At 64.6% G+C, this 21,598-nt stretch carries 22 protein-coding genes; 9 read left to right on the top strand and 13 right to left on the bottom strand.

Annotation, left to right across the window (positions count from 1 at the left end; translation table 11 throughout):
- Positions 1-77: 77 nt before the first annotated feature.
- Positions 78-608: an MAPEG family protein gene (locus tag SY91_RS30545; protein ID WP_260632522.1), complete on the top strand. Its 531-nt coding sequence runs from the start codon at positions 78-80 to the stop codon at positions 606-608.
- A gap of 46 nt (positions 609-654) precedes the next feature.
- Entirely contained in the window at positions 655-1,593 is a 939-nt protein-coding gene (locus SY91_RS30540) for a PLP-dependent cysteine synthase family protein (protein ID WP_023475110.1), read from the top strand.
- Here the strand turns inward: SY91_RS30540 and SY91_RS30535 are convergent.
- The 4 genes from SY91_RS30535 to SY91_RS30520 all read right to left on the bottom strand — a co-directional run bounded on the left by SY91_RS30535 (position 1,538) and on the right by SY91_RS30520 (position 5,656).
- A complete protein-coding gene (locus SY91_RS30535; protein WP_260632521.1) occupies positions 1,538-1,828 on the bottom strand; it encodes a hypothetical protein in 291 nt (96 codons plus the stop codon). The genes SY91_RS30540 and SY91_RS30535 overlap by 56 nt on opposite strands.
- A 48-nt stretch (positions 1,829-1,876) precedes the next feature.
- Entirely contained in the window at positions 1,877-3,325 is a 1,449-nt protein-coding gene (locus SY91_RS30530; protein ID WP_023475109.1) for an aldehyde dehydrogenase family protein, read from the bottom strand.
- A 3-nt stretch (positions 3,326-3,328) separates the two neighbouring features.
- A complete protein-coding gene (locus SY91_RS30525; protein WP_023475108.1) occupies positions 3,329-4,432 on the bottom strand; it encodes a tartrate dehydrogenase in 1,104 nt (367 codons plus the stop codon).
- A 303-nt stretch (positions 4,433-4,735) separates the two neighbouring features.
- Positions 4,736-5,656, bottom strand: a complete 921-nt coding sequence (locus SY91_RS30520; protein ID WP_043886707.1) for a LysR family transcriptional regulator — start codon at positions 5,654-5,656, stop codon at positions 4,736-4,738.
- Between the two features lie 397 nt (positions 5,657-6,053).
- On the opposite strand from SY91_RS30520, the gene SY91_RS30515 reads away from it, so the two are divergent.
- Positions 6,054-7,382 carry an MFS transporter gene (locus SY91_RS30515; protein ID WP_023475103.1) on the top strand — a complete coding sequence of 443 codons (1,329 nt, stop codon included), beginning with the start codon at positions 6,054-6,056 and terminating at the stop codon, positions 7,380-7,382.
- 74 nt (positions 7,383-7,456) lie between these two features.
- Here SY91_RS30515 and SY91_RS30510 read toward each other — a convergent pair whose 3' ends face one another.
- The gene (locus SY91_RS30510; RefSeq protein ID WP_023475102.1) at positions 7,457-8,509 is read right to left on the bottom strand and encodes an RNA-guided endonuclease InsQ/TnpB family protein; all 1,053 of its coding nucleotides are present in this window, start codon (positions 8,507-8,509) and stop codon (positions 7,457-7,459) included.
- A 92-nt stretch (positions 8,510-8,601) separates the two neighbouring features.
- Here SY91_RS30510 and SY91_RS30505 point away from each other — a divergent pair, with 92 nt between their 5' ends.
- The gene (locus SY91_RS30505) at positions 8,602-9,504 is read left to right on the top strand and encodes an NAD(P)-dependent oxidoreductase (protein ID WP_023475101.1); all 903 of its coding nucleotides are present in this window, start codon (positions 8,602-8,604) and stop codon (positions 9,502-9,504) included.
- Between the two features lie 64 nt (positions 9,505-9,568).
- Positions 9,569-10,618, top strand: a complete 1,050-nt coding sequence (locus SY91_RS30500; RefSeq protein WP_260432843.1) for a class I SAM-dependent methyltransferase — start codon at positions 9,569-9,571, stop codon at positions 10,616-10,618.
- Between the two features lie 113 nt (positions 10,619-10,731).
- On the opposite strand, the gene SY91_RS30495 is transcribed toward SY91_RS30500, so the two are convergent.
- The 6 genes from SY91_RS30495 to SY91_RS30470 form a co-directional block, all read right to left on the bottom strand.
- Complete coding sequence (locus SY91_RS30495) at positions 10,732-11,964, bottom strand: MFS transporter (RefSeq protein ID WP_023475099.1); 1,233 nt, start codon at positions 11,962-11,964, stop codon at positions 10,732-10,734.
- A gap of 297 nt (positions 11,965-12,261) precedes the next feature.
- The gene (aroE, locus tag SY91_RS30490; RefSeq protein WP_043886748.1) at positions 12,262-13,095 is read right to left on the bottom strand and encodes a shikimate dehydrogenase; all 834 of its coding nucleotides are present in this window, start codon (positions 13,093-13,095) and stop codon (positions 12,262-12,264) included.
- Positions 13,095-14,315, bottom strand: coding sequence for a CaiB/BaiF CoA transferase family protein (locus tag SY91_RS30485; RefSeq protein ID WP_023475096.1), 1,221 nt, complete (start codon positions 14,313-14,315; stop codon positions 13,095-13,097). The genes aroE and SY91_RS30485 overlap by 1 nt, the downstream gene beginning before the upstream one ends.
- Complete coding sequence (locus SY91_RS30480; RefSeq protein WP_023475095.1) at positions 14,315-14,773, bottom strand: MaoC family dehydratase; 459 nt, start codon at positions 14,771-14,773, stop codon at positions 14,315-14,317. Before SY91_RS30480 ends, SY91_RS30485 begins: the two co-directional genes overlap by 1 nt.
- 2 nt (positions 14,774-14,775) lie before the next feature.
- The gene (locus SY91_RS30475) at positions 14,776-15,168 is read right to left on the bottom strand and encodes a VOC family protein (RefSeq protein ID WP_023475094.1); all 393 of its coding nucleotides are present in this window, start codon (positions 15,166-15,168) and stop codon (positions 14,776-14,778) included.
- Positions 15,165-16,115 (bottom strand): ketopantoate reductase family protein, encoded by a 951-nt coding sequence (locus tag SY91_RS30470; protein WP_023475093.1) that lies wholly within the window; start codon positions 16,113-16,115, stop codon positions 15,165-15,167. The genes SY91_RS30475 and SY91_RS30470 overlap by 4 nt, the downstream gene beginning before the upstream one ends.
- An 81-nt stretch (positions 16,116-16,196) precedes the next feature.
- Between SY91_RS30470 and SY91_RS30465 the strand changes: the two genes are divergently transcribed.
- Positions 16,197-17,117 (top strand): LysR family transcriptional regulator, encoded by a 921-nt coding sequence (locus tag SY91_RS30465; protein ID WP_023475092.1) that lies wholly within the window; start codon positions 16,197-16,199, stop codon positions 17,115-17,117.
- Positions 17,118-17,462: 345 nt separating this feature from the next.
- Here the strand turns inward: SY91_RS30465 and SY91_RS30460 are convergent, their stop codons facing one another.
- A complete protein-coding gene (locus SY91_RS30460) occupies positions 17,463-18,044 on the bottom strand; it encodes a TetR/AcrR family transcriptional regulator (RefSeq protein WP_023475091.1) in 582 nt (193 codons plus the stop codon).
- Between the two features lie 255 nt (positions 18,045-18,299).
- On the opposite strand from SY91_RS30460, the gene SY91_RS30455 reads away from it, so the two are divergent.
- From SY91_RS30455 to SY91_RS30445, 3 genes are all read left to right on the top strand, one after another.
- Positions 18,300-19,403: an alpha/beta fold hydrolase gene (locus SY91_RS30455; RefSeq protein WP_043886704.1), complete on the top strand. Its 1,104-nt coding sequence runs from the start codon at positions 18,300-18,302 to the stop codon at positions 19,401-19,403.
- A gap of 309 nt (positions 19,404-19,712) precedes the next feature.
- Positions 19,713-19,916 carry a cold-shock protein gene (locus SY91_RS30450; RefSeq protein ID WP_011549079.1) on the top strand — a complete coding sequence of 68 codons (204 nt, stop codon included), beginning with the start codon at positions 19,713-19,715 and terminating at the stop codon, positions 19,914-19,916.
- A 275-nt stretch (positions 19,917-20,191) separates the two neighbouring features.
- Positions 20,192-20,416: a hypothetical protein gene (locus tag SY91_RS30445; protein ID WP_043886699.1), complete on the top strand. Its 225-nt coding sequence runs from the start codon at positions 20,192-20,194 to the stop codon at positions 20,414-20,416.
- 183 nt (positions 20,417-20,599) lie between these two features.
- Here the strand turns inward: SY91_RS30445 and SY91_RS30440 are convergent, their stop codons facing one another.
- A complete protein-coding gene (locus tag SY91_RS30440; protein WP_023475088.1) occupies positions 20,600-21,520 on the bottom strand; it encodes a LysR family transcriptional regulator in 921 nt (306 codons plus the stop codon).
- Positions 21,521-21,598 lie beyond the last annotated feature (78 nt).

Raw genomic sequence — 21,598 nt, 5'->3', positions numbered from 1 at the left:
TGGCGCGCTGCGCTACCCCCGCCCATGCATCGGATTTCCGGTCGGACGGATAGCGGCTTTCATGTCGAATGGGTGTCGTGAATGTCGCTATTAATGTCATTTATGACTATGGCGAGCGGCCTCGTCCCGAGTCTAGACTGCGAAGCATTTCCGGCATCCGCAGATCCCGCCTGCGGCTCAGTCAGATAGAGGCCAATCCGATGACATTTTCGCCAGAACTTCACCTGCTGACGCTGACCGCGATCGCGACGCTGCTGATGTGGATTCCTTACATGCTGGCCAGAATCATGACGCGTGGCCTGATGGCGGCCTTGAGCAATCCCGATCCGTCCCATCCGCCCGATCCGCCATGGGCGGAACGCGCACGGCGTGCGCATGCGAACGCGATCGAGAATCTTGCCGTGTTCGCCCCGCTCGTATTGATGTGCGCAATGACGGGGGCGAGCAGCCCGGCGACGGCGTTCTCGGCCAGGCTCTATCTGGGGGCGCGACTGGTTCACTACGTCGTCTACGCCGCCGGCATTCCGGTTGTCCGCACGATCGCTTTCCTGACCGGCTTCGCGGCAACGCTCACGTTCGCTGTCGCGCTGCTCGGTCGCGCGACCTGACGGCTACCCGCCTGGTCTTGCCCGTTCGCTCACTTCAGAGGTCAACATGAAATCGACTCCCGGCAGCATCCTCGACACGATCGGCAACACGTCGCTCGTCCCGTTACGACACGTTGTCCCGAAGAACGGCGCGCGTCTGTTCGTCAAGCTCGAAAGTCAGAATCCGACCGGCAGCATGAAAGACCGGATCGCGCTCGCGATGATCGAAGCGCCCGAGCGCGATGGGCGCCTGAAGCCCGACGGCGCGGTGGTCGAGTACACCGGCGGCAGCACGGGTGTGTCGCTCGCGCTGGTGTGCGCCGTCAAGCGGCATCCGCTGCATCTGGTCTCGTCGGATGCGTTCTCGAAGGAGAAGCTCGATCACATGCGCCTGCTTGGCGCGAAGCTGACGCTCGTCCCGAGCGACAACGGCAGGCAAACCGAGAAGCTGACGAAGGACATGATTCGCGAAGCGCATCGGATTGCCGGCGAGACGGGCGCATACATCACCGCGCAGATGGAAAACACCGATCAGCTCGACGCCTATACGAAGATGGCCGACGAGATCTGGGAGCAGACCGGCGGCCGTCTCGACGGTTTCGTCCAGAGCGTCGGTACGGCTGCGTCGCTGCGCGGGATTTCGCGGCGCTTGCGCGAGCATGACGCACGCATCCGGATCGCCGGTGTCGAGCCGGCCGAATCGGCGGTGCTGTCGGGTGGACCGACCGGCGCGCACAAGATCGACGGGATCGGCGCGGGCTATGTCGTGCCGCTTTGGCGCGACGGCATCGCCGACGAGCTCGAGCGTGTCTCGACGGAGGACGCAAGAGCCATGGCGTTCCGACTGGCCGCGGAGGAGGGGCTGTTCTGCGGTACGTCGACCGGCGCCAACGTAACCGGCGCATTGCGACTCGCCGAACGGCTCGGCCCGGACGCCACGATCGTGACGATCATGTGCGACACGGGCATGAAGTATCTGAAGTCGTTCGCGCAAACGATCGGTTGATGGCTTTTGGGGATCGTATCCGGGTATCCGGTACCGACAGCAGCCAGATGTCGTCGGGCTCGACGCGATCGAGATCATCGACCGGTCGGCCGGTGCCGACGAATGCCACGGCGGCGCGCGCGCACGCGATGTCACGAGCGTAGATTTGCCCCACGTCGACGACACGGTTCGCGACGATCGGGTTGCCGAGCGTCTGGCCGACGCGGCCGGCGCCCACGATGGTCAGTCGGGACATGGCGATTCTCCGGCGACGGCCCGAACGGCCGTCGCAGCGTGGCCGCGATCAATCGTGCCGGATCGCGATGGTCTTCAGCGCGGTAAAGCCGAGCAATGCCTCGAAGCCTTTCTCGCGGCCATACCCGCTTGCCTTCACGCCGCCGAACGGCAGTTCCACGCCGCCGCCCGCGCCGTAGTTGTTGATGAAGACCTGTCCGGCCTGCAGCTTGCGCGCGAGCCGCAGCGCGCGGGCGCCGTCGCGGGTCCAGACACCCGCGACGAGGCCATACTGCGTGCCGTTCGCGAGGGCGACCGCCGCGTCTTCGTCGTCGAACGGCATGGCCGCGAGCACCGGGCCGAATACCTCTTCCTGCGCGAGCTCGCTGTCGGGCGGCACGTCGCGGAACAGCACCGCTTCCTGGTAGTAGCCTGCGCCCGATGCGCCGGCCGCGATGGTGCCGCGCGCCGCCACGCGAATGCCGTCGGCCTGCGCGCGCTCGACGATGGCCCGCACCCGTGCATGCTGCTTTGCATTGACGAGCGGCCCCATCTCCAGATTCATCGACGGCGGCCCCGAACGCAGCCGCTCGAATTGCTGCGCGAGGCGATCGAGCACGCGTTCGTAGACGGTGCGCTGGACGAGCAGGCGGCTCCCGGCCGAGCAGGTCTGCCCCGCGTTCTGCACGATCGCGTTGACGATGACGGGCAGCGCCTGATCGAGATCGGCATCGTCGAACAGCAATTGCGGCGACTTGCCGCCCAGCTCGAGCACTGCCGGGCAGTGACGCTCGGCGGCCGCACGGCCGACCAGCGCGCCCGTTCCCGTCGATCCGGTAAACGAGATGTGACGAATGCCGGGATGGGCCGATAGGGCCGCGCCGGCTTCGCCGCCCAGCCCCGTGACGACGTTGATGGTGCCGGCCGGAAAGCCGACCTCGGCCGCGATTTCCGCCAGCCGCAGAATGGACAGGCTCGCGTCCTCCGCCGGTTTAACCACGCACGCATTGCCGGCGGCGAGCGACGCGCCGACCGAGCGACCGTAGATCTGCATCGGGTAATTCCACGGAATGATGTGACCGGTCACGCCGATCGGTTCGCGCACCGTCAATACCGTGAACCCGGCGGTGTAGGGCAGTGTGTCGCCGTGCAGCTTGTCGACGCATCCGGCGTAGTACTGGAGGTAGCGCGCGAGCACCGCGGCATCGGTACGGGCGGTGTTCAGCGCCTTGCCCGTGTCGCGCGCTTCGAGCTGCGCGAGTTCGTCCGCATGCTGCGAGACGGCCGCGGCGTACGCGAACAGCAGGTTGCTGCGTTCGACCGGCGACAGCTTCGCCCACGGGCCGTCGAGCGTGTCGCCCATCGCGCGCTGTGCGGCGGAAACGGCGTGCTGCACGTCCGTCGCATCGCCGCGCGCGATCGTCGCGAACGGTTCGCCGGTGCTCGGGTCGACGACGTCGATTCGCGCGCCGGTATTCGGCACGACGCGGGCGTTGTCGATGTAGTGATCAAATTGCATGGGTCATTCCTCGATCGATGCGGGATTCGCGATGGTGTGTGCAATCGCGGCGCCCAGTTCTTCGGTGCTGGCCGTGCCGCCCATGTCGCGGGTGTGTGGGCCGGCGATGAGCACGGATTCGATCGCCGCGACGATTTCGGCGGCCGCGGCTTCGTAGCGCGATTCGCCGCGACCGAGGTGTTGAAGCAGCAACGCGGCAGACCAGATCTGCCCGATCGGGTTCGCGATGCCGCGGCCCGCGATGTCGGGCGCCGAGCCGTGCACCGGCTCGAACAGCGAAGGGAAGCGCCGCTCCGGGTTCAGGTTCGCCGACGGCGCGATGCCGATCGTGCCGGTACACGCGGGGCCGAGGTCGGACAGGATGTCGCCGAACAGGTTCGAGGCGACGACGACGTCGAAGCGATCCGGATTCTGGACGAAGTGCGCGCACAGTATGTCGATGTGATATTTGCGCGTTTCGATGTCCGGGAACGACCGGGCCATTTCGGCGAGGCGCTCGTCCCAGAACGGCATGGTGATCGAGATGCCGTTGGATTTCGTCGCCGCCGTCAGCTGCTTGCGCGGGCGCGAGCGGGCGAGTTCGAATGCGAACCTGAGCACGCGGTCGACGCCGACGCGCGAGAAAACCGACTGCTGCACGGCGATCTCGCGGTCGGTTCCGGTAAACATCCGGCCGCCCACCGACGAATACTCGCCTTCCGTGTTCTCGCGCACGACGATGAAGTCGATGTCGCCCGGCTGGCGCCCGGCGAGCGGCGCGGGCACGCCCGGCATCAGGCGCACCGGGCGCAGGTTCACGTATTGATCGAACTCGCGCCGGATCTTGATCAGCGATTCCCACACGGCGACGTGGTCCGGCACGATATCGGGCGCGCCGACGGCCCCGAAGAAAATGGCGTCGTGCGCGCCGATCTGCCGCGCCCAGTCGGCCGGCATCATCGTGCCGTGGCGCACGTAGTGATCGGTACACCAGTCGCCGAATTCGTCGAACGCCAGCGGAATGTCGAAGCGATCCGCGGCGGCGCGCAGCACGCGCAGGCCTTCGGGCATCACTTCCTTGCCGATGCCGTCGCCGGCGATGACCGCGATGCGGTGCGGGTTCTTCATGTTGCGGGAAGCCTCCATGATGAAGCTGGCGTCCCGCACGGGAGGGGCAGACATGGGGAAGCTGCGCGAGCCGGGCCGCGTCGAACTGCTGCGCGGCGGCCTTTGATACGCAACGCTGCATCCGATTCCCCTCGGATCGCGTCGGCATGTCTCCCGTGTCTCTTCCGTTGCGGTAACCGGCGGACTATTGAATCTGTCCGTCGAATCTACTGCGTCGCCGGCATCGGCAGGAAGTGCGGATTCGTGAACGGGACCTTCGAAAATCTGCAACACGCCGGCGCGCGCGCACGCGTGGCGGCGCAGTCAGTCGTTCGATTGCCCGGCTTCACCGGAGACGAGCGAAGGCGGCGCGAACGAGGCGAGGAACTCGAACAGCTTGCGCGTCGGCAGCGGCACGGCGCCGGCGCGAATGCCGACCGACATGACGCGATTGGCCCACGGATCGTTGAGGCGAATGAAACGCAGGCGCATCGGTTCGCGAAACAGCGCGACCGCGCGTTCGGGCAGGATGCCGATGCCTTGCCCTGCCGCGATCAGCCGGCACATGGCTTCGAAGCTCTGCACCTGCACGCGGAAACGGACCGACTTGCCGAGCAGCGCCGCTTCCCTGACGAGCGAACGCGTGAGTTCCGAGCGGTCGTCGAGCGCGACCAGATCGTGGTCGAGCAACGCGCTGAAATCGATCGAATCGCCGCTGAGCGGGTAGTCGTCGGGGACGACCACGCTGGCCCGATCCATGCAGTAAGGCGCGAGGTGGATGCCCTCGGGCGCGGTGCGCGACGTGACGATGCCGACGTCCGCGCGGCCTTCGCGCAGCGCCTGCAGGATGTCGGAACTTCTCAGCTCGCTGATCTGCAGCTTGATGTCGCGATAGCGTTGCGAAAAGGTGCGCAACTGATCGGGCAGATCCTGGCTGATCGCCGAGATGTTCGCGAACACGCGGACGCGGCCGACCGCGCCTTTCGTATAGTCGGACAGTTCGCAGTAGATCGCATCGGTGCGCAGCAGCAGGTCGGTCGCGTGGCGCAACAGCGCTTCGCCGGCGGGCGTGAGTTCGACGCCGGCCACCGTGCGGTTCAGCAGCACCACGCGAAAGTGATGCTCGAGCAGCGCGATCCTGCGGCTTGCGGTGGAAAGCGACATGTGGGACTGTTGCGCGGCGCGCGACAGGCTGCCCAGCTCGGCTGCACGGACGAACAGGGCGAGGGACGTGAGATCGAACAAGCGCGGACTCCGGTTGAAACTGCGGCAAGTATGTCATTCATCGCTGCGCGCCACGGTATCGGGCGAAGTGGTGCTAACCCTGACTGGCTCTGACCGGCCGCGAATGGTGCGCCGCACACCGCGACACCGCCGTCACGCCGCGATGGCCCGTGTCGCGTGAGCGATCGGCGGCCGGAAACTGTTTTTCCGTGGCTTGTGCATTGCACCGTATGATGGCCGGCCCGCGCGGGCGTTCGAGATATTCGAAGTGCCGCTTGAAGGATTTCGCATATCGGGTGGGCGGGGCAGCCGGTAGATTCGAACCGCCTCCTGTCGCACACACCTATCTCGACAGCGACTGCACGCGTGACGACGCAAGCACGCACGCGGGGCCATCCATGAACTTTCGGAGACAAACGTGGAAATCGACGCGGCCTGCAACCCGGGCGACCTCGCCGCCCCGGCATCGGCGCACGACCTCGCACAGGAGGACCGGATCTTTCGCCGGCTCGCCGTGCAAATCCTGCCCATTTTGATGTTCGCGTACGTCACGTCATACATCGATCGCGTGAACGTCAGCTTCGCCAAACTGCAGATGAGCCAGCACCTGGGCTTTTCCGACGCGGTGTTCGGCTTCGGTGCAGGGATATTCTTTCTCGGTTACGTGATCTTCGAGGTGCCGAGCAACATGCTGCTGTTGCGCGTCGGGCCGCGCCGCTGGATCACGCGGATCGTCGTGTCTTGGGGTGTCGTGTCGGGATTGACGGCGTTCGTGTCCACGCCGATGCAGTTCTACGTGATGCGCTTTCTGCTCGGCGTCGCCGAGGCCGGCTTCATCCCGGCCATCGTGCTCTACATGGCCCGTTCGTTTCCGGGGCGGCGGCGCGCGCGGATTCTATCGATGTTCTATGCGGCGCTCGCGCTGGCCGGGCTGATCGGATCGCCGTTGACCGGCTTCATTCTTCAGTATTTCGACGGGGCGATGCAGATTCCGGGCTGGAAATGGATCTTCATTCTCGAGTCGCTGCCCGCATTCGTGGCTGCGCTGTATGTATGGATGGGCCTCGACGACGACGTCACGCGCAGCGGGCGTTTCTCGCAAGCGGAGCGCGCCATCCTGGCGCGCGTGCTGGCGGAAGATCGTGCGACGACCGAGTCGGTCAATCACCGCGGCCTGTTCTCGCACTGGCTCGTGTGGGCGTTTTGCGTGATCTACTTTCTCGACGTGTTCGCGATTTACGGCTATACATTCTGGGCGCCGACGATGATCAAGCAGATGGGCATCGGCAGCGATTTCGTCATCGGCTTGCTCGCCGCGCTGCCGAATGCGGTGGCCGTGGTCGTGATGGTCCTGTTCGGACGCAGTGCGGACCGGCGCGGCCGGCAGCGGCTGCACGTCGCCGCGCTTTTGCTGATGGGCGCGACCGGGCTCGGGCTGTCGGTCGTCTGGCACGATCAGCTGTGGCTCGGCATGTTCGCCCTCTGCATCGCGAACGCGGGGCTCATCTCGTTCCCGCCGCTGTTCTGGAGCATGCCGACCGCGGCGCTCGGCACTGCGTCGGTATCGATGGGCATCGCGGTGATCAGCTCGTTCGGGAACCTCGGCGGCTTCTTCGGGCCCTATGCGGTCGGCTACCTGAAGCAGATGTCGGGCGGTCTCGCAGCGCCGCTGTTCGTGATGGTCGGGTGCCTGTTGCTGGGCATCGTGCTCACGATGCTGCTGCCGGCGCGGCTCGTCGACCGGTAACGACTATCCATTTCGCCGCGGTGCTGCACCGCGGTGCGATCTTTTGACGGGAACGACTTGACGTCCTCCTACGCCTAAAGGCGGAGGATTCCCACACCTGGCGATGCACGTCCGCATCGGAGAATGTTCAGCGCAGCGTTGATATCTCGATCATGTTCGACACCACATCCACTGCAGGCCCACTCTCTTATTCGCAGTCCCGCGATACCTTTCGGCCGCGTCGTGCTGTCTTGCGACCCGCACGCCGAACAGGACTGGGTGGAACCCCTTTCGTCGACTTCCTCAAACGTGGCTCCGTGCGCGATCGCTTTGTAGCGGAGCTTGTTTCGGAACGACGACCAGGACGCGTCGTAGACGCTTTTCGCCATCCTGGTTCTGGCAAGTTTGACGGCCGACACGTTGCCGATTGCGATGTAATGGAAACGCCGCACGAGATCGAGCGCGAGCTTGTGCTGGAAATCGGCACGGGCATTCGCGACCTTGGCGTGCAGCTTCGCGATATGTCGCTTGTGCTTTCGCGCCCGTTGCGCTTTCGCCAGCTTTTCCGCCGCTTGTCGACCGAACCGGTCATTGGGCAGCTTCTCGCCCGTCGAAAGTGTGGCGAAGTCTTTCAGGCCGAGATCGATGCCCACACCGGAACGGATAGGTCGGGCCGGAACATCGGGCATCTCGATCACGATGTTGAGAAACCAGTTGCCCCGCGCATCCTGCGCAAAGTTGGTTCCATCCTTGATCTTCCCTTCGGGAAGCGTTCGGCTGTTGAACACGCGGAAGGTGTTGCCGGCGAAACGAAACGCGTCGCCCTCGCGCTTCAGGTCACGCCCCTTCAGCGGCACCCAGCCCAGCGACTTCCTGCCGCGATAGCGCAGGTAAGGGCGTCGACGCTGACTGCGCGACTTCGCGTATTGCTCGCACGTCGCGTTGACCGTGCCGGAGTGAATACCGAGTTCTTTGCTGCTGCCGGTCGTCAGCACGTTCAGGTCGAATCCTGTAGGCCACTTCTTGCCCCACTTGAGCGCGTGCTTCTGCGTGTCGTTGCAGAAGTTCCAGACGTAGTTCACCGCACGGCTCTGCTTGTTGAGCAGTCCGTTGAGCGACTTCACGCGGTAGCGGTAGACAAGAATCATGCAGGTGATCCTAACCCGTGGAAGAAGCTGTCTGTCAACAGCGCTTCTTTCCTTCCCGTCATCAATGGCGGGGTTTCTCGGAGCAAATTCTGATGAAACAGCAGATTGGCCTGATCGGCGTAGGTTTGATGGGGCATGGTATTGCGCGCAACGTGCTGAAGCACGGCTATCCGCTCACGGTCGTCGAGCATCCGGGCAATCAGCCGCTCGACGAACTGCTGCGCGGCGGCGTACGGACCGTGCGGACCGCGCGCGAACTGGCTGCGCAAGCGGACGTCGTCATCCTGTGCGTGACGGGTTCGCCCGAAGTGGAAGCGGTGCTCACCGGTGACGATGGCGTGTTGGCCGGCCTGAGGGACAACGCGATCGTCGTCGATTGTTCGACCGCCGTTCCCGAATCGACCGTCAGAATGGCGCGACTCGTCGAAGCGGCAGGCGGGCGCTTCGTCGACGCGCCGATGACACGCGGCGCCAGGGAGGCGCACGAGGGCCGGCTGAACCTGCTGGTCGGTGCGACGCCCGCGTTGTTTGCCGAGATCAGGCCGGTGCTCGCGTGCTTCGCGGAAAACATCACGCGTGTCGGCGATGTCGGGGCTGGCCACAGCATGAAGCTGCTGCACAACTATGTGTCGCTCGGGACCATCGCGCTGCTGTCGGAAGCCGTCGCGTGCGCGAAGCGCTCGGGCGTGGACGTCGCGGTGCTGGCCGACGTGCTCGCCAACGGCGGTGGCGGCGGCGCCGCGCTGAACCGGCTGCGTCCGTTTCTGGAGACCGGCGACACGTCCGCGCTGCCGTTCCATATGGCGAATGCGCTCAAGGACCTGTCGTACTACTCGGCGATGGCCGAAGGCGTCGACGCGGCTCATGGGATCGCGGCGGCTGTCACGGATACGTATCGTGATGCCGTTGCGGGCGCGGGGGCGCATTGTCCCGTGTTGAAGTTGTCGGATGTGCTGGTGGTGGGGGGCGCGGGCGACGAGGGTACGTCGCGTTGATGCGTTGTGTGGCCCCGTTCGTGTGGGGCTGGATCGACGTTGGGAGGGGCAGCGTGCTCAGCGCATGGTGAGCACGCCATCCGCCGACATCGACTGCCCCGTCACACAGCTGGACGCCGAGCTGCATAGCCACGGTCCGAGGTTGTCGGTCGAGCGGCGCCGGGTGGTGGCTGCCGGCTATTTTGAGACGTTCGACATCGTGGTCTGGTTCGTCGACAATCGGCTTGGGGGTCGGGCTCTAGCGTCACGAGTGCTCCCAACTAGCGAACAATCGAATGGCGCAAGAATGACCTCGTACGCAGAAATATATTTGAAAGATTTTCACCGCCGCCGGGCAGGAGCAACACGTCGAGCCTACGGTAATCGGCCTGCACGATCTGCGCAGGCAGCATACCCGTCCTCCTATCACGCACTGGCGACTCGTGTACCGAACGATGCGATGTCGCGGACTGTGCTCGATCTGGCATGCGGTGACGGGCCATTGCTGCAAATTCTGAACGACAGGGGGCATGCAGCAACGAAGCTAATTGGCATAGACATGAGCGATGGCGAGTTAAGCATGGCTCGGGGAATATTGCCGCACGAAATACGATTGCTCAACGAGCGTGCACAAGAAATGTCACTCGATAGCGGCTCAGTAGACTACGTGCTGTCGCACATGGCTCTCATGTTGATGGACGATATCGAACAAGTTGTTCGAGAGATTCGCCGGGTATTGCGTGACGGCGGCAGCTTTTCCGCTATCGTCGGACGGAGCTTTTTGACTGGCAAGGTCGGCGAAGTCTTTTTGGACATCTTCAAGCCAATCGCGAAGGATCAGCTCACAGAGTTGCGACTCGGTGATGCGCGCACACGCAGTGAAGCGGGGTGGCAAGAACTACTCAAGCCCGATTTTGTTGATGTGGCTTTTGAAGACATCGAAATCGACTGGACACCTACACCCGAGCAGCTGTGGTTGGACATGCTGGACACCTACGATGCCGACCGGATGTCGGAAGCGGCGCGCGCGCAGTTCAAAAGTGAACTGTTGTCGGCGTTCGCGCCCATGCAAGGCGAAGATGGTACGTTGCAAACTGGATGGGGCCTGCGTCTTGTTCAGGCCACTGCTGCCTAGATGCTCGCTCGCAGCATCCTTGTCGAGTATCACGTTCACCAAGTCCATTTGGCGGTCACAAGAGACGCGCTGGACACCCATCCCGCCGCTTTCCACCGAGTTCCCACCACAACTCACCGACCATCCACCGCCGGCGTCGGAACCGCTGCCGCGCCCAAAGTCGCGCCACCGATTTTCGGCAACCACGCAAACGCAATCGTAACCAGCGTGACACCAACGCCAAGCATCGGCACCACCATCGGCCACGCGCCCGACTGATAGCGCGGATCGGTGAAAACCGCCGCCGTCTGTCCCACGCTGAAAGCGAAGAACATCATGATGAAGCCGGACCAGGATACCGCGCGGCCGGCAAGATGAGGCAGGCCGCTGACCGCGCCTGCCTGCCCGCATGGCTGATGGATTCCGTGCCCGAGACAATACACGCCGTGCCCGACGAGCAGCGGCCAGATGCTGCCGGGAAGCAGCGCGCACCCCAATGCCTGGATCACCGCGCCTGACAGGCTCAACGTCGCGCCTTGCCGCACCGTTCGCAGCATGCTTTGACGTCTCAGCAAGTGCCGGCAGCCAACGGTACTGAGAACATAAACGAGCGTCCCGCTCGCCGGTATCCAGCCGTATCGCTGGGGCGAGATGCCGAGCTGCCGGATGTAGATCGTCGGAGAAAGCAGCAGAAAACAGAACATGCCGGTGTACGTCGACGCGGCCAGCAGCGTCCATACCCTGAACGGGGCGTTGCCGAATATCTCGCGCACGTCCCCGGTCGAGTTCCAGCCCGGCGCGATTCTGGCGGCGCTTTCCTCGAAGCCGTACCAGCACATGACGAGCAAGCCGAACGCATACAGGCTCATCCCCGCGAGTACCCATCGCCAGCCCGCGTGCTGCGTGACATACGCACCGAGAATCGGGGCAAGGAACGCCATCATCCCCATTCCCATGAAACCGCGCGCCATTACGTACGGGCCGTCGCCCGCCGAGTACCGGTCGCGTACCGTCGCACGCGCGCATACCAGGATCGCGGCCATCGCAAAGCCCTGCATCGCACGCGCGGCCACCAGCATCGCGGCGCTCGATGCGAGCGCCGCCGCCAGTGCACTCAGCGCATAGAGCGCAAGGCCGGTCAGCAAGACGGGGCGGCGGCCGATTCGGTCGGAAAGACCGCCCATCGGCAATTGTCCGACACCGAATATCAATGCGAAAACCGTGAGACTGACGCTGGCGGAGCCCAGCGTCGCGGCGATTTCAGGCAGGGCCGGCAAGTAACTGTCGGTCGCCACCGGCTGGGCCGCCAGCAGCAGCGGTAACATGAGCGCGAAGTTCAGGCGAGCGGGGCGCGTGGTGTCCGGCATGACGGTGTTCGGCACGGTATTGGGACGTGGGGTGAAGACGGCGGCAAGGCAAGGTTGCTCGGCGCGCGCACACCGCGGTAACAAGCTGAAACAGTGCGTGGCGGAAGCGGCGCCGGACACGACGCCGCGTCGATCGCCGGCTAGCTGCGCAATGATCCTGGCATGGATTCGCGCGCGGTGTGATCGTGCGCCATCGCGCCGACGCCCAACCGGTCGTATTCTGCCTTGTCGACCGGGCGCGCGTTCGCTCGCCACAGGCCGTTCAGCGGGACGCGCCGGGTCTGCCGGATCATGTGTTCAGTCAAACGGCACGGCCAGCCGGTCGATCACCGCGCTGGTCGCGGGCCGCACGCCGCGCCACCATGCGAACGCCTCGGCCGCCTGCTCGACCAGCATGCCGACGCCGTCCGCGATCCCGTGCACGCCCGCGTTTTTAGCGAGCCGGAGAAACGGCGTGAGCCGCTTGCCATAGGCGAGTTCATAGGCGGTGCCCGTCGGACTGAACACGCTCGGCGGGACAGGCGGCAGATCGCCGGTCAAACTGGCCGACGTCGCGTTGACCACCAGATCGAAACGTCCCATCCGCGCGAGGTCCGCGTAGCTGCCGGCAACGAGCGGGCCGCGTCCGGCGACCTGCGCGGCCAGCGCGCGCGCCTTGTCGACGTCGCGATTCGCGATCACGAGTTCCGCCGGGCCGGCTTCGAGGAACGGCAACAGCGCACCGCGTGCCGCGCCGCCCGCACCGAGCACCAGCACACGCTTGCCGGCCATCGGCAGATTGAGGTTCGCCTCGATATCGCGAACCAGTCCGATGCCGTCGAAGTTGTCCGCCAGGATGCGGCCGCCGTCGAACTTGAGCGCGTTGGCCGCGCCCGCGAGCTGCGCCCGCTCACTGCGTTCGTCCGACATCGCGAATGCGTCGAGCTTGAACGGCGCGGTGACGTTGATGCCCTTGCCGCCGCCGTCGAAAAACGCCCGCACCGCGGCAGCAAAAGCGCCTGCCGGCTCGAGCGGGCCCTCGATCGCCGTATAGCGGAGGTCCTGCTGCGTCTCTTGCGCGAAAAGGCCGTGAATCAGCGGGGATTTGGTGTGTCCGATCGGATTGCCGATCACCGCGTATTGGTCGGTCATCATTGGCTCACTTTTGAATAGAGGACGCCGTCGGCCTGCATCGCGTCGATTTCGGCCGCATCGAACCCGAGGGACCGCGCGACTTCCGCGTTGTGCTGGCCGAGATCGGGCGCGACCTCGCGAATCGTCGTATCGCAATCGGAAAACCGGAACGGCAGGTTGGGCAGGCGCAGCGTCCCGTAGCGCGGATGCTGCTGCTCGACGACCATGCCTCTGGCCTGGATCTGCGGATCGTTCAACACCTCGTCGATGCGCTGCACCTTCGCGCACGGAACGTCGATGCCGTCCAGCAGGTCCAGTACCGACGCGACGGAACGCGCGGCCACCCACGGCTCGACCACCGACAGGATCTCCGCGCGATGCGCATTGCGCCCGGTGCTGTCGTGAAACCGGGTGTCCGCGCCGAAGCCAGCCGGGCCGCCGTGTGCTTCGATCAGTTGTGCAAAGCGCTTCCATGCGTCGTCGACTTGCGCGGCGATCACGAGATCGCCGTCGGCGGCACGGAACACGCCATAGAGTGTCGAGGTCGGCATGTCGTGACCGGTCTGCTCGGGCAGCACGCCCTTCAGCGTGTAGCACTGCACCGCATATTCGTGCATCGACACCAGCGTGTCGTACAGCGCCATGTCGACGTGTTGCCCGCGACCGCTCTTCACGCGCCCCAGCAGCGCGGCATTGATCGCCGCGACCGCATGAATGCCGGTGTACATGTCGCCGAGCGAAATGCGCAGCAGCGGCGGACGCTCGCCGGGCGTGCCGACCATCTGCATGATCCCGCTCTTCGCTTCGGCGATCAGCCCGAAACCCGCGCGATGCGCATCGGGACCGGTGTGACCGTACGCGGAAATCGAGCAGTAGACGAGGCCCGGATTGCGCGCCGACAGTTCTTCATAGCCGAGCCCGAGCTTGTCCAGCGCGCCCGGCCGATAGTTCTCGATGAAGACGTCGGCGGAGTCGCACAGCCGCTGCATGAACGCCTTGCCGCGCGCGTCCTTCATGTTGACGCTCACGCCACGCTTGCCCATGTTGAGCTGCAGGAAGTAGCCGCTTTGCTGGTCGTCGAGCACGGTCGCGTGCTGGCGTCCGGCGTCGCCGGCGCCCGGGCGCTCGACCTTGATCACTTCGGCACCGAGCGCCGCGAGACAGCGCCCGACATACGGGCCGGCGAGGAAATGGCTGTAGTCGACGACGCGAATGCCTTCGAGGGGACGTGCCTGCATCACAGTGCCTCCGGACGGCGCGGCACCATCAGGCGATGTTCGCCGCGTTGAACGACCTGCCCGTCCTGATTGATCAGCTCCGACGGCAGCACGACGATGCCCCAGTCCGGGCGGCTCTTGCTGGCCCGCATCGAACCGACGCGGAACGTCACGTGCAGCACGTCGCCGACCTTGATCGGCAGCAGGAAATCCCAGGTCCAGCCGAGCGACATGCCCGGCAGGAAGCGATAGTCGCTCTGGGTCTTCAGGCCGTCGGCAACGGACAGGCCGAACAGCCCGTGCGCGACGAGGCAGCCGAAATGGCTGGCGTTCGCGTATTCCTCGTCCACGTGAACGGGCGTATGGTCGCCGGTGAGGTCGGCATACGCGAGAATGCGTTCCTTGGTCACGAGGTAGGTCGGGCTCGTGCACGTGTCGCCCTCGCGGGCATCGTCCCAGTATTTCTCGACGATCGTCATGGTCATGCCTCCGCGCGCGGGTTGATCGCCAGCGCCTGCGCGACGCACGAAGCCGGCCTGGCCTGAATCAGTTCGACGGCAAGCCCGTCGGGCAGGCGAATCCAGTTGCGCCCCTGCGGCATCTCCGTCACGTCGAATCGCCGCGCGGCGGCCAGCGCGGCCTCCAGGTCCTCGCACATCACGCCGAGATGGGCGAGCCGGCCTTCCGGGCCGTCATGTTCCGGTGCGTGGATGAACTGCATGCCGCCGAGCGTCCAGTACTGTCGCGGTGCGTCGAGCGGGCCGTCCACTTCGCGCAGCGTCATGCCGAGCACGTCCTCGAAGAAACGGATGTGCCAGTGGATGTCTTTCACCCAGATCGCGACGTGTTCGAGATAGGCTTTCGTGGCGCTCATGCCGTGGCCTCCTCGCGTTGGCGATCGGCCAGCGCGCGCTCCAGCCCCTTGATGCAGGCGACGAGCGTGGCATTGACCGGGGTCGGCACGCCATGGCGCTGCCCGGCGCGCACGACCGAGCCGTTGATGAAGTCGATCTCGGTGATCGAGCCTTTCTCCAGGCTTTGCAGCATCGAGGTCTTGAAGGCGGCGGGCAGCCCCTCGGCGGCGAGCGTCCAGGCCTGTTCGGGATCGGTCATCGACAGCTTGACGCCGGCCGCCTGAGCCGCCGCGATGGCTTCGGCGACCGCCGCGAGCGACGTCGCCTTCAGCAGCGGCTCGTCGTAGAGCTGCCCGTAGGTGAGGCCGGTGAGGCCGGTCAGCGCGCCCGTCGCGACATTCACCAGCAGCTTGTCCCACATCGTGCCGACGATGTTGTCGCTGATCGTCGTCGCGAGGCCGGCGGTATCGAACGCGGCGGCGATCGCCTGCACGCGCGGCGTGATGCGGCCGTCGAGCTCGCCGATGTAGGTGCTTTTGCCGATCACGCCGGATTCGATATGACCCGGCCCGCGCAGCACGCCGCCGACGTAGGTCTTGCCCGCGAGGACGCGCTCGCGGCCGACGGCGTCGCTCAGGATGTCCTCGTGGCCGAGGCCGTTCTGCAGCGACAGCACGACGGTATCAGGCCCGACCAGCGACAGGGCGCCGCGGATCGCGGCGTCGGTGTGGAACGACTTGACCAGCACCACGACCACGTCGGCCGTGCCGACTTCGGCCGCTTGCGTCGTCGCGTGTACGCGTACCTGCCGGGTGCCGCGGGCGTCGTCGACGCGCAGGCCGTCGCGACGCATCGCATCGACGTGTGCGGGCGAGCGGTCGATCAACCAGGTCTCGTGACCGCCTTCGGTGAGGGTGGCGCCGATCGCACAACCCAGTGCGCCGGCTCCCAGAATCGCGATTTTCAATGGTGTCTCCTTGACGTATGACCTCACGATAGGAGCCGCCGCTCATGCCGACAATGCAATGAGTACAATGACGTCATTGCCATGGACAATAATGCGACGATGCCCGCCGATCTGCCGGACCTGAAGCTGCTTCAGCTATTCGATTTGTTGTACGACGTGCGCAGCGTCACGCGCGTCGCCGAGCAGCTCGGCCAGAGCCAGCCGACCGTCAGCATCTGGCTCGGGCATTTGCGGGAACACCTGCACGATCCGCTCTTCATCCGCACCCCCGGCGGCATGGCGCCGACACCGCAAGCCGACGCGCTGATCGGGCCCTGCCGGGAAATTCTCGAATCGCTGCGGCGCTTCACTGCGTGGGAGATCGCGTTCGATCCCGCGACCGCCCAGCGACGCTTTCGCATCTGCATGACCGACGCGAGTCACGTCACGCTGCTGCCGCGGCTGCTGGCCCATGTCCGGGCGCAGGCGCCGGGCGTCCGGCTGGAAGCCGCACGGATCGACGGCAATACGGAGCGGGCGCTCGAATCCGGCGAAGCCGATCTCGCGATCGGCTACGTGCCGTGGCTGGGCGGCGGCATTTATCAGCAGAAGCTGTATGACCAGGACTGGATTTGTCTGGTGAATCGGCATCACCCGAGGATTCGCGGTCGGCTCGGGGCCAGGCAGTATCGTTCGGAAGGGCATGTCGCGATTACGGCGGGAACGGGGGCGCAACTCCTCGAACAGGCGCTGCGGCAGGCGCGCATCGAGCGAGACGTGGTGCTGGAATTGCCGGGCTTTCTGGGGCTGGGGGCGATCGTTCAGACGACCGACCTGATTACGACGCTACCGCGTCATATCGGCGAGACGCTGGCCCAGGCCGGCGATCTGGCGGTTCATGCGTGCCCGATTCCCGTCGAAGGCTTCGCGGTGCGGCAGCATTGGCATGCGCGCTATCACCACGAGGCCGGCAACCGGTGGTTGCGCGGCGTCGTGATTCGACTGTTCGGTGCTTCGCATTGACCTGCGGTTTGGGTGTTCGCGATGGCGGCCGCAGGTTTCGTGGTTTTCGGGTGTTTCCGCGTCGGCTATGCCCGCAAGTCGATCATCGATAGACGATCTGCGCGGCGAGGTCATGCTTGATCGATCTGGCCATGCTTCGGAACTCGGGGTACTCGTGCGGCTGCTTGCCGGTTTCCACGCGTTCACGTTGCCCGGCTACCGCTGCGCAGTTCGAGCAAACGTAGTCGAGAGAATTCGCGGCACGTCGTGCGTTCGCGGATGCCGAACCGGTGCGGCATCACGGCAACGGGCAATTTCCCCCTGATGTGCGCAAGGCACGACGCATGACGAGAACATTGGGCCGGATCACCCCTCGGAAACGCCCCATCCCTGGCTGCTGACATCTGCCAGCGCGTCGAACACGGCCGGCGAGCGTTCCAGGCGCGCGACCGTGCGGGCGCCTTCGAGCGCGGCGACCAACGCGGCTGCGGCCGAGGATGCGCGCGCGGAAGCGAACCCGCACCCCCTGAAATGCGCCGCAATCACCTCGGTCGAATCGGCAAACCCCCGCGCCACCCGCTGGGTCAGCTCGGCGTCGAGCGCGGGCAGTTCGTTTGCCAGGTTTTGCATGAGACACCCGTACTGAAAATCGGTAGCGACCATTTCGGCCGCAAACGTGCTGAAGATCTGGCGAACAAAATTCAGCGCATGACCGGTCGTATCAGCCGAGATGTTCTGCAAGACCGCAATTCGATGGGTGACGTAGTTGTCGATTGCTTCCTCGGCGAGTTGGGCCTTGCCGCGAGGAAAGTGAAAGTAGAACGACCCTTTGGGCGCGCCGCTTTCCTCGAGGATCTGGGTCAGTCCGGTCGCCGTGTAGCCCTGGATGCGAAACAGCCTTTCGGCCGTGGCAATCGCGCGAGCGCGAGCGTCAGTCTTGCGTGTCATGCCGGGAAATTACCACGTTCCGCTTGACCGGTCTATGGCGATCGCCATACTATGGTGATCACCATATTTCGGAGTTCGACGATGCCCGTCGACAAGAGCAAGCCATCGGCGCCGCGACGAACCGTCCTGGCGATGGGCGCGGCCGGCCTGATTGCTGCCTTGCTTCGTCCTGCCCGCGCAACCCCGACAGGAGAGAGTGATTTGGCCACGCCGACATACGGTGCAGGAACGCTTCCGAAAGGAGTGCGCTCGCGCATGATCCATGGGGTGAACGGCCTCGATATTCACATTCTCGAAGCCGGTTATGAAAGCGCCGGCCGGCCGCTCGCGTTGCTTTTGCACGGTTTTCCGGATCTGGCCTACGGCTGGCGGCATCTCATGCCCATCCTGGCCGACGCGGGATACCACGTCGTGGCGCCCGACCAGCGCGGTTATGGACGCACGACCGGTTGGGCGAACGACTATGACGCTCCGCTCGGGCCCTTCAGCCTCCTGAATATGACGCGCGACGCCCTCGGACTGGTATCGGCGTTGGGGTATCGGCATACGTCGATGCTGGTCGGGCACGACCTCGGCTCGCCCGTGGCGGCGTATTGCGCGCTGGCGCGACCGGACGTTTTTCCGTCAGTGGTGCTGATGAGTGCGCCGTTCCCTGGTCCGCCGGCGTTTCCGTTCGACACGGCGCAAAGCGAGCCATCGTCGGCTCAACCGAACAGCGAAGGTCGAAAGTTGGCGGCGGCGCTTGCCGCGCTCGATCCGCCGAGAGCGTATTACCAGCAATACCTGTGCACACGGAACGCCAACCGGGACATGTGGCATCCACCCCAAGGTCTATCAGCGTTTCTGCGGGCATTTTTCCACGTGAAGAGCGCCGACTGGCCGGGCAACAAGCCGCATCCGCTGAAGGCGCTCACGGCCGCGGAGCTGGCGCAAATGCCCACGTACTACGTGATGGATCTCGGCAAGACGATGCCCGAAACCGTTGCGCCATTCCAGCCGTCCGCCGCCGACATCCTTGCCTGCACATGGCTTACCGACGCGGAACTTGGCGTATACACGGCGGAGTATGGCCGTACCGGGTTTCAAGGCGCGCTTCAGGCTTATCGTGTCTTGTCCGATCCCGACCTGAACGCCGAGTTGCGCCTGTTTTCGGGCAGGACGATCGACGTCCCGTCGCTCTTCATTGGCGGCAAGCGCGATTGGGGCACCTATTCTGCGCCGGGCGCGCTCGATCTGATGAGGACGAAGGCGACGACGAGCATGCGCGGCATCGAGCTGATCGACGGCGCAGGCCACTGGATCCAGCAGGAGCAACCGGGCAAACTCGGCGAGCTGCTGCTGGCCTTCGCGAAGGCGTGAAGCGGGGCGGTGCGGGTCCAGTCGTGACGACAGCCTCCGGCTGCGCTGCCCACGGTCGCGGAGTCGCGCCCCGGATGCTGAAGGGCGTCTCGATGTCGGCGCGTCGAGCTGGATGTCACACAGTTACAAGATAGTCGTTGACGCGGCCGGCACCTGCCGTTAGTGTATGCACCGAAGTCCAAGAAGTCCGATTGCTGTTCATCAATTGCTCGCTCCTCCTCAGCGGTATTCGTTGTCCTCTCCCTCCTTGACGCTTCACGCGCTCTTTCAACAGAGCAATTCTCCGTATTTTTTTCTCAAGGAATCTTCATGGATACCGGTATCGTCAAGTGGTTCAACGACAGCAAAGGCTTTGGCTTCATTACTCCGGACAAGGGCGGCGACGACCTGTTCGCTCATTTCTCCGAAATTCGTGCCGACGGCTTCAAGACGCTGGCTGAAAATCAAAAAGTGAGCTTCGAAACGAAGCAAGGCCCGAAGGGTCTGCAAGCGGCCAACATCAAGCCGCTGTAAAGTTTGAAGGGCCCGGCCTCCCACGACGGACGCCGGGTCGCAGCGACATCCCAACGGAGCTTCGCCTCCCCAAGTTGGCGCGATCGCCTTGAGCTGTATCGAGTGATTCAGCTGGCCGAGCGTCACACGTCTCGTTGCACTTCATTCCCCCTCCGGCCGCAACGCCTTATTTTCGCTTTCCGACTGCGTCAGATTCAGTCCGCAATGGCTTTGAATCGGCTTGCCCGTGCGCATTTCGCACGGCACGCGCGCACTCGAACATCATTAAAATTAAAATGCACAACAAACGAATTCAACAATACAACGGCTATGCCGTCCAACCCTCGGCGCATCGCTTGCCCGACGGTAGTTTTTCATCCAACCTCGTGCTCGAACGCGCCGATAGCACGCACGACGAAGGCCGCTATCAGTTCTATTCGCTCGATTACTTCACGAGCGAGGCACAGGCGCTCGCGCATTCGGCACGCTGGGCACGCAACTGGGTCGATTCGCGCGGCTAACGGCCACGCCCTGCAGGCGGCGGAGGCGGCGCGATCCGATTCGAGCACCGTCGCTTCGGCGCCATTCCGTCGCAGGCCGGTGCAGACGAACGACCACGGTGGGTGAAGGCGGAAACGCGCATCGGGTCGAAATCGCGAGGTGTCGATGAAATACGACGCCTTTCGCGACCGGCGGCAATCGCCTCACGTCCGACAGGCCGTTTCGGCGCCGAACCGGTCGACCACGAATTCAGTGAAGCTGCGAAGCTTCGGTGATTGCTGCCTCTCCTGAAGATAAAGCAGGTTCATCGTCCGTTCAGGGCCGGCGAAGTCCGGCATGATCTCGATGAGGCGCTTCTCGCGAATGTCGTCGCGTATCAAGATGGAAGGAAGCATCGCGATACCCAGCCCTCTCAACGCCGCCCGGCGCAACGCGTCCGCATTGTCAATTTTCAGTCTGCCGTCCACGGACAGGCTCATCGGCCCATCCGGGCCTTCCAGCGTCCATTGGGTTTGCGCCGCGTGCCATTCCGCTCGGGGCGGATACGCATACGTCAGGCAGTGATGCTCGGCTAGCGCGTGCGGCGTAGCCGGCGCGCCATGTTCGTGAACGTAAGCGGGCGACGCACACAGCACCAGCCGGTATGGCGCCAGCGGACGCGCCACCACATCCGGGTTGGCGAGCGTGCCGATGCGAATGGCCGCCTCGAAGCCTTCGTCGAACAGATCGGCGAGCGAATCGGTTGCGACGATATCGAGCTGGATCTCGGGGTAGCGTCGGTAATAGTCCGCGAGCGCGGGAATCAGGCACTCGTTCGTAAACACGACAGGCGCGGTCACGCGCAAACGCCCTCGTGGCTGCTTGAGGTGAGCGAGCGCAAGCTGTTCCGTGTCGTCGACCAGACCGAGAATTTCGACGCATCGCTCGTAGTAAGCGTGGCCGAACGCGCTGACTTTCTGCTTGCGGGTCGTGCGGTGAACGAGCACCGCGCCCAGCCGGCTTTCCAGCGCCTGAAGGTAGTTGCCGACCATGGTCGGCGACAGATCGGCCGCCTGCGCCGCCGCCGTCAGGCTACCTGTTTCCACGATACGGACGAATACGGCCATCGCCTTGAGGAGGTCCATTGCGCAATCGTACTGGATTCTGTTTCAAGATGATGCGCGTTTATCGGCCACCGGTTTGGAAATACAGTGCGATAGACG

Source organism: Burkholderia cenocepacia, assembly GCF_014211915.1.
GTDB classification, from domain to species: domain Bacteria; phylum Pseudomonadota; class Gammaproteobacteria; order Burkholderiales; family Burkholderiaceae; genus Burkholderia; species Burkholderia orbicola.
The sequence above is the reverse complement of the archived record's forward strand: the minus strand, read 5'-3'. Positions and strand labels throughout refer to the sequence as shown.

Coding starts and splice junctions, on each gene's coding strand:
- SY91_RS30450 (WP_011549079.1), top strand. CDS start 19,713: ATGGATACCGGTATCGTCAAGTGGTTCAACGACAGCAAAGGCTTTGGC.
- SY91_RS30500 (WP_260432843.1), top strand. CDS start 9,569: ATGGTGAGCACGCCATCCGCCGACATCGACTGCCCCGTCACACAGCTG.
- SY91_RS30525 (WP_023475108.1), bottom strand. CDS start 4,432: ATGAAGAACCCGCACCGCATCGCGGTCATCGCCGGCGACGGCATCGGC.
- aroE (WP_043886748.1), bottom strand. CDS start 13,095: ATGACCGACCAATACGCGGTGATCGGCAATCCGATCGGACACACCAAA.
- SY91_RS30485 (WP_023475096.1), bottom strand. CDS start 14,315: ATGCAGGCACGTCCCCTCGAAGGCATTCGCGTCGTCGACTACAGCCAT.
- SY91_RS30455 (WP_043886704.1), top strand. CDS start 18,300: ATGATCCATGGGGTGAACGGCCTCGATATTCACATTCTCGAAGCCGGT.
- SY91_RS30495 (WP_023475099.1), bottom strand. CDS start 11,964: ATGCCGGACACCACGCGCCCCGCTCGCCTGAACTTCGCGCTCATGTTA.
- SY91_RS30480 (WP_023475095.1), bottom strand. CDS start 14,773: ATGACGATCGTCGAGAAATACTGGGACGATGCCCGCGAGGGCGACACG.
- SY91_RS30445 (WP_043886699.1), top strand. CDS start 20,192: ATGCACAACAAACGAATTCAACAATACAACGGCTATGCCGTCCAACCC.
- SY91_RS30535 (WP_260632521.1), bottom strand. CDS start 1,828: ATGTCCCGACTGACCATCGTGGGCGCCGGCCGCGTCGGCCAGACGCTC.
- SY91_RS30510 (WP_023475102.1), bottom strand. CDS start 8,509: ATGATTCTTGTCTACCGCTACCGCGTGAAGTCGCTCAACGGACTGCTC.
- SY91_RS30505 (WP_023475101.1), top strand. CDS start 8,602: ATGAAACAGCAGATTGGCCTGATCGGCGTAGGTTTGATGGGGCATGGT.
- SY91_RS30475 (WP_023475094.1), bottom strand. CDS start 15,168: ATGAGCGCCACGAAAGCCTATCTCGAACACGTCGCGATCTGGGTGAAA.
- SY91_RS30530 (WP_023475109.1), bottom strand. CDS start 3,325: ATGCAATTTGATCACTACATCGACAACGCCCGCGTCGTGCCGAATACC.
- SY91_RS30460 (WP_023475091.1), bottom strand. CDS start 18,044: ATGACACGCAAGACTGACGCTCGCGCTCGCGCGATTGCCACGGCCGAA.
- SY91_RS30440 (WP_023475088.1), bottom strand. CDS start 21,520: ATGGACCTCCTCAAGGCGATGGCCGTATTCGTCCGTATCGTGGAAACA.
- SY91_RS30465 (WP_023475092.1), top strand. CDS start 16,197: ATGGACAATAATGCGACGATGCCCGCCGATCTGCCGGACCTGAAGCTG.
- SY91_RS30540 (WP_023475110.1), top strand. CDS start 655: ATGAAATCGACTCCCGGCAGCATCCTCGACACGATCGGCAACACGTCG.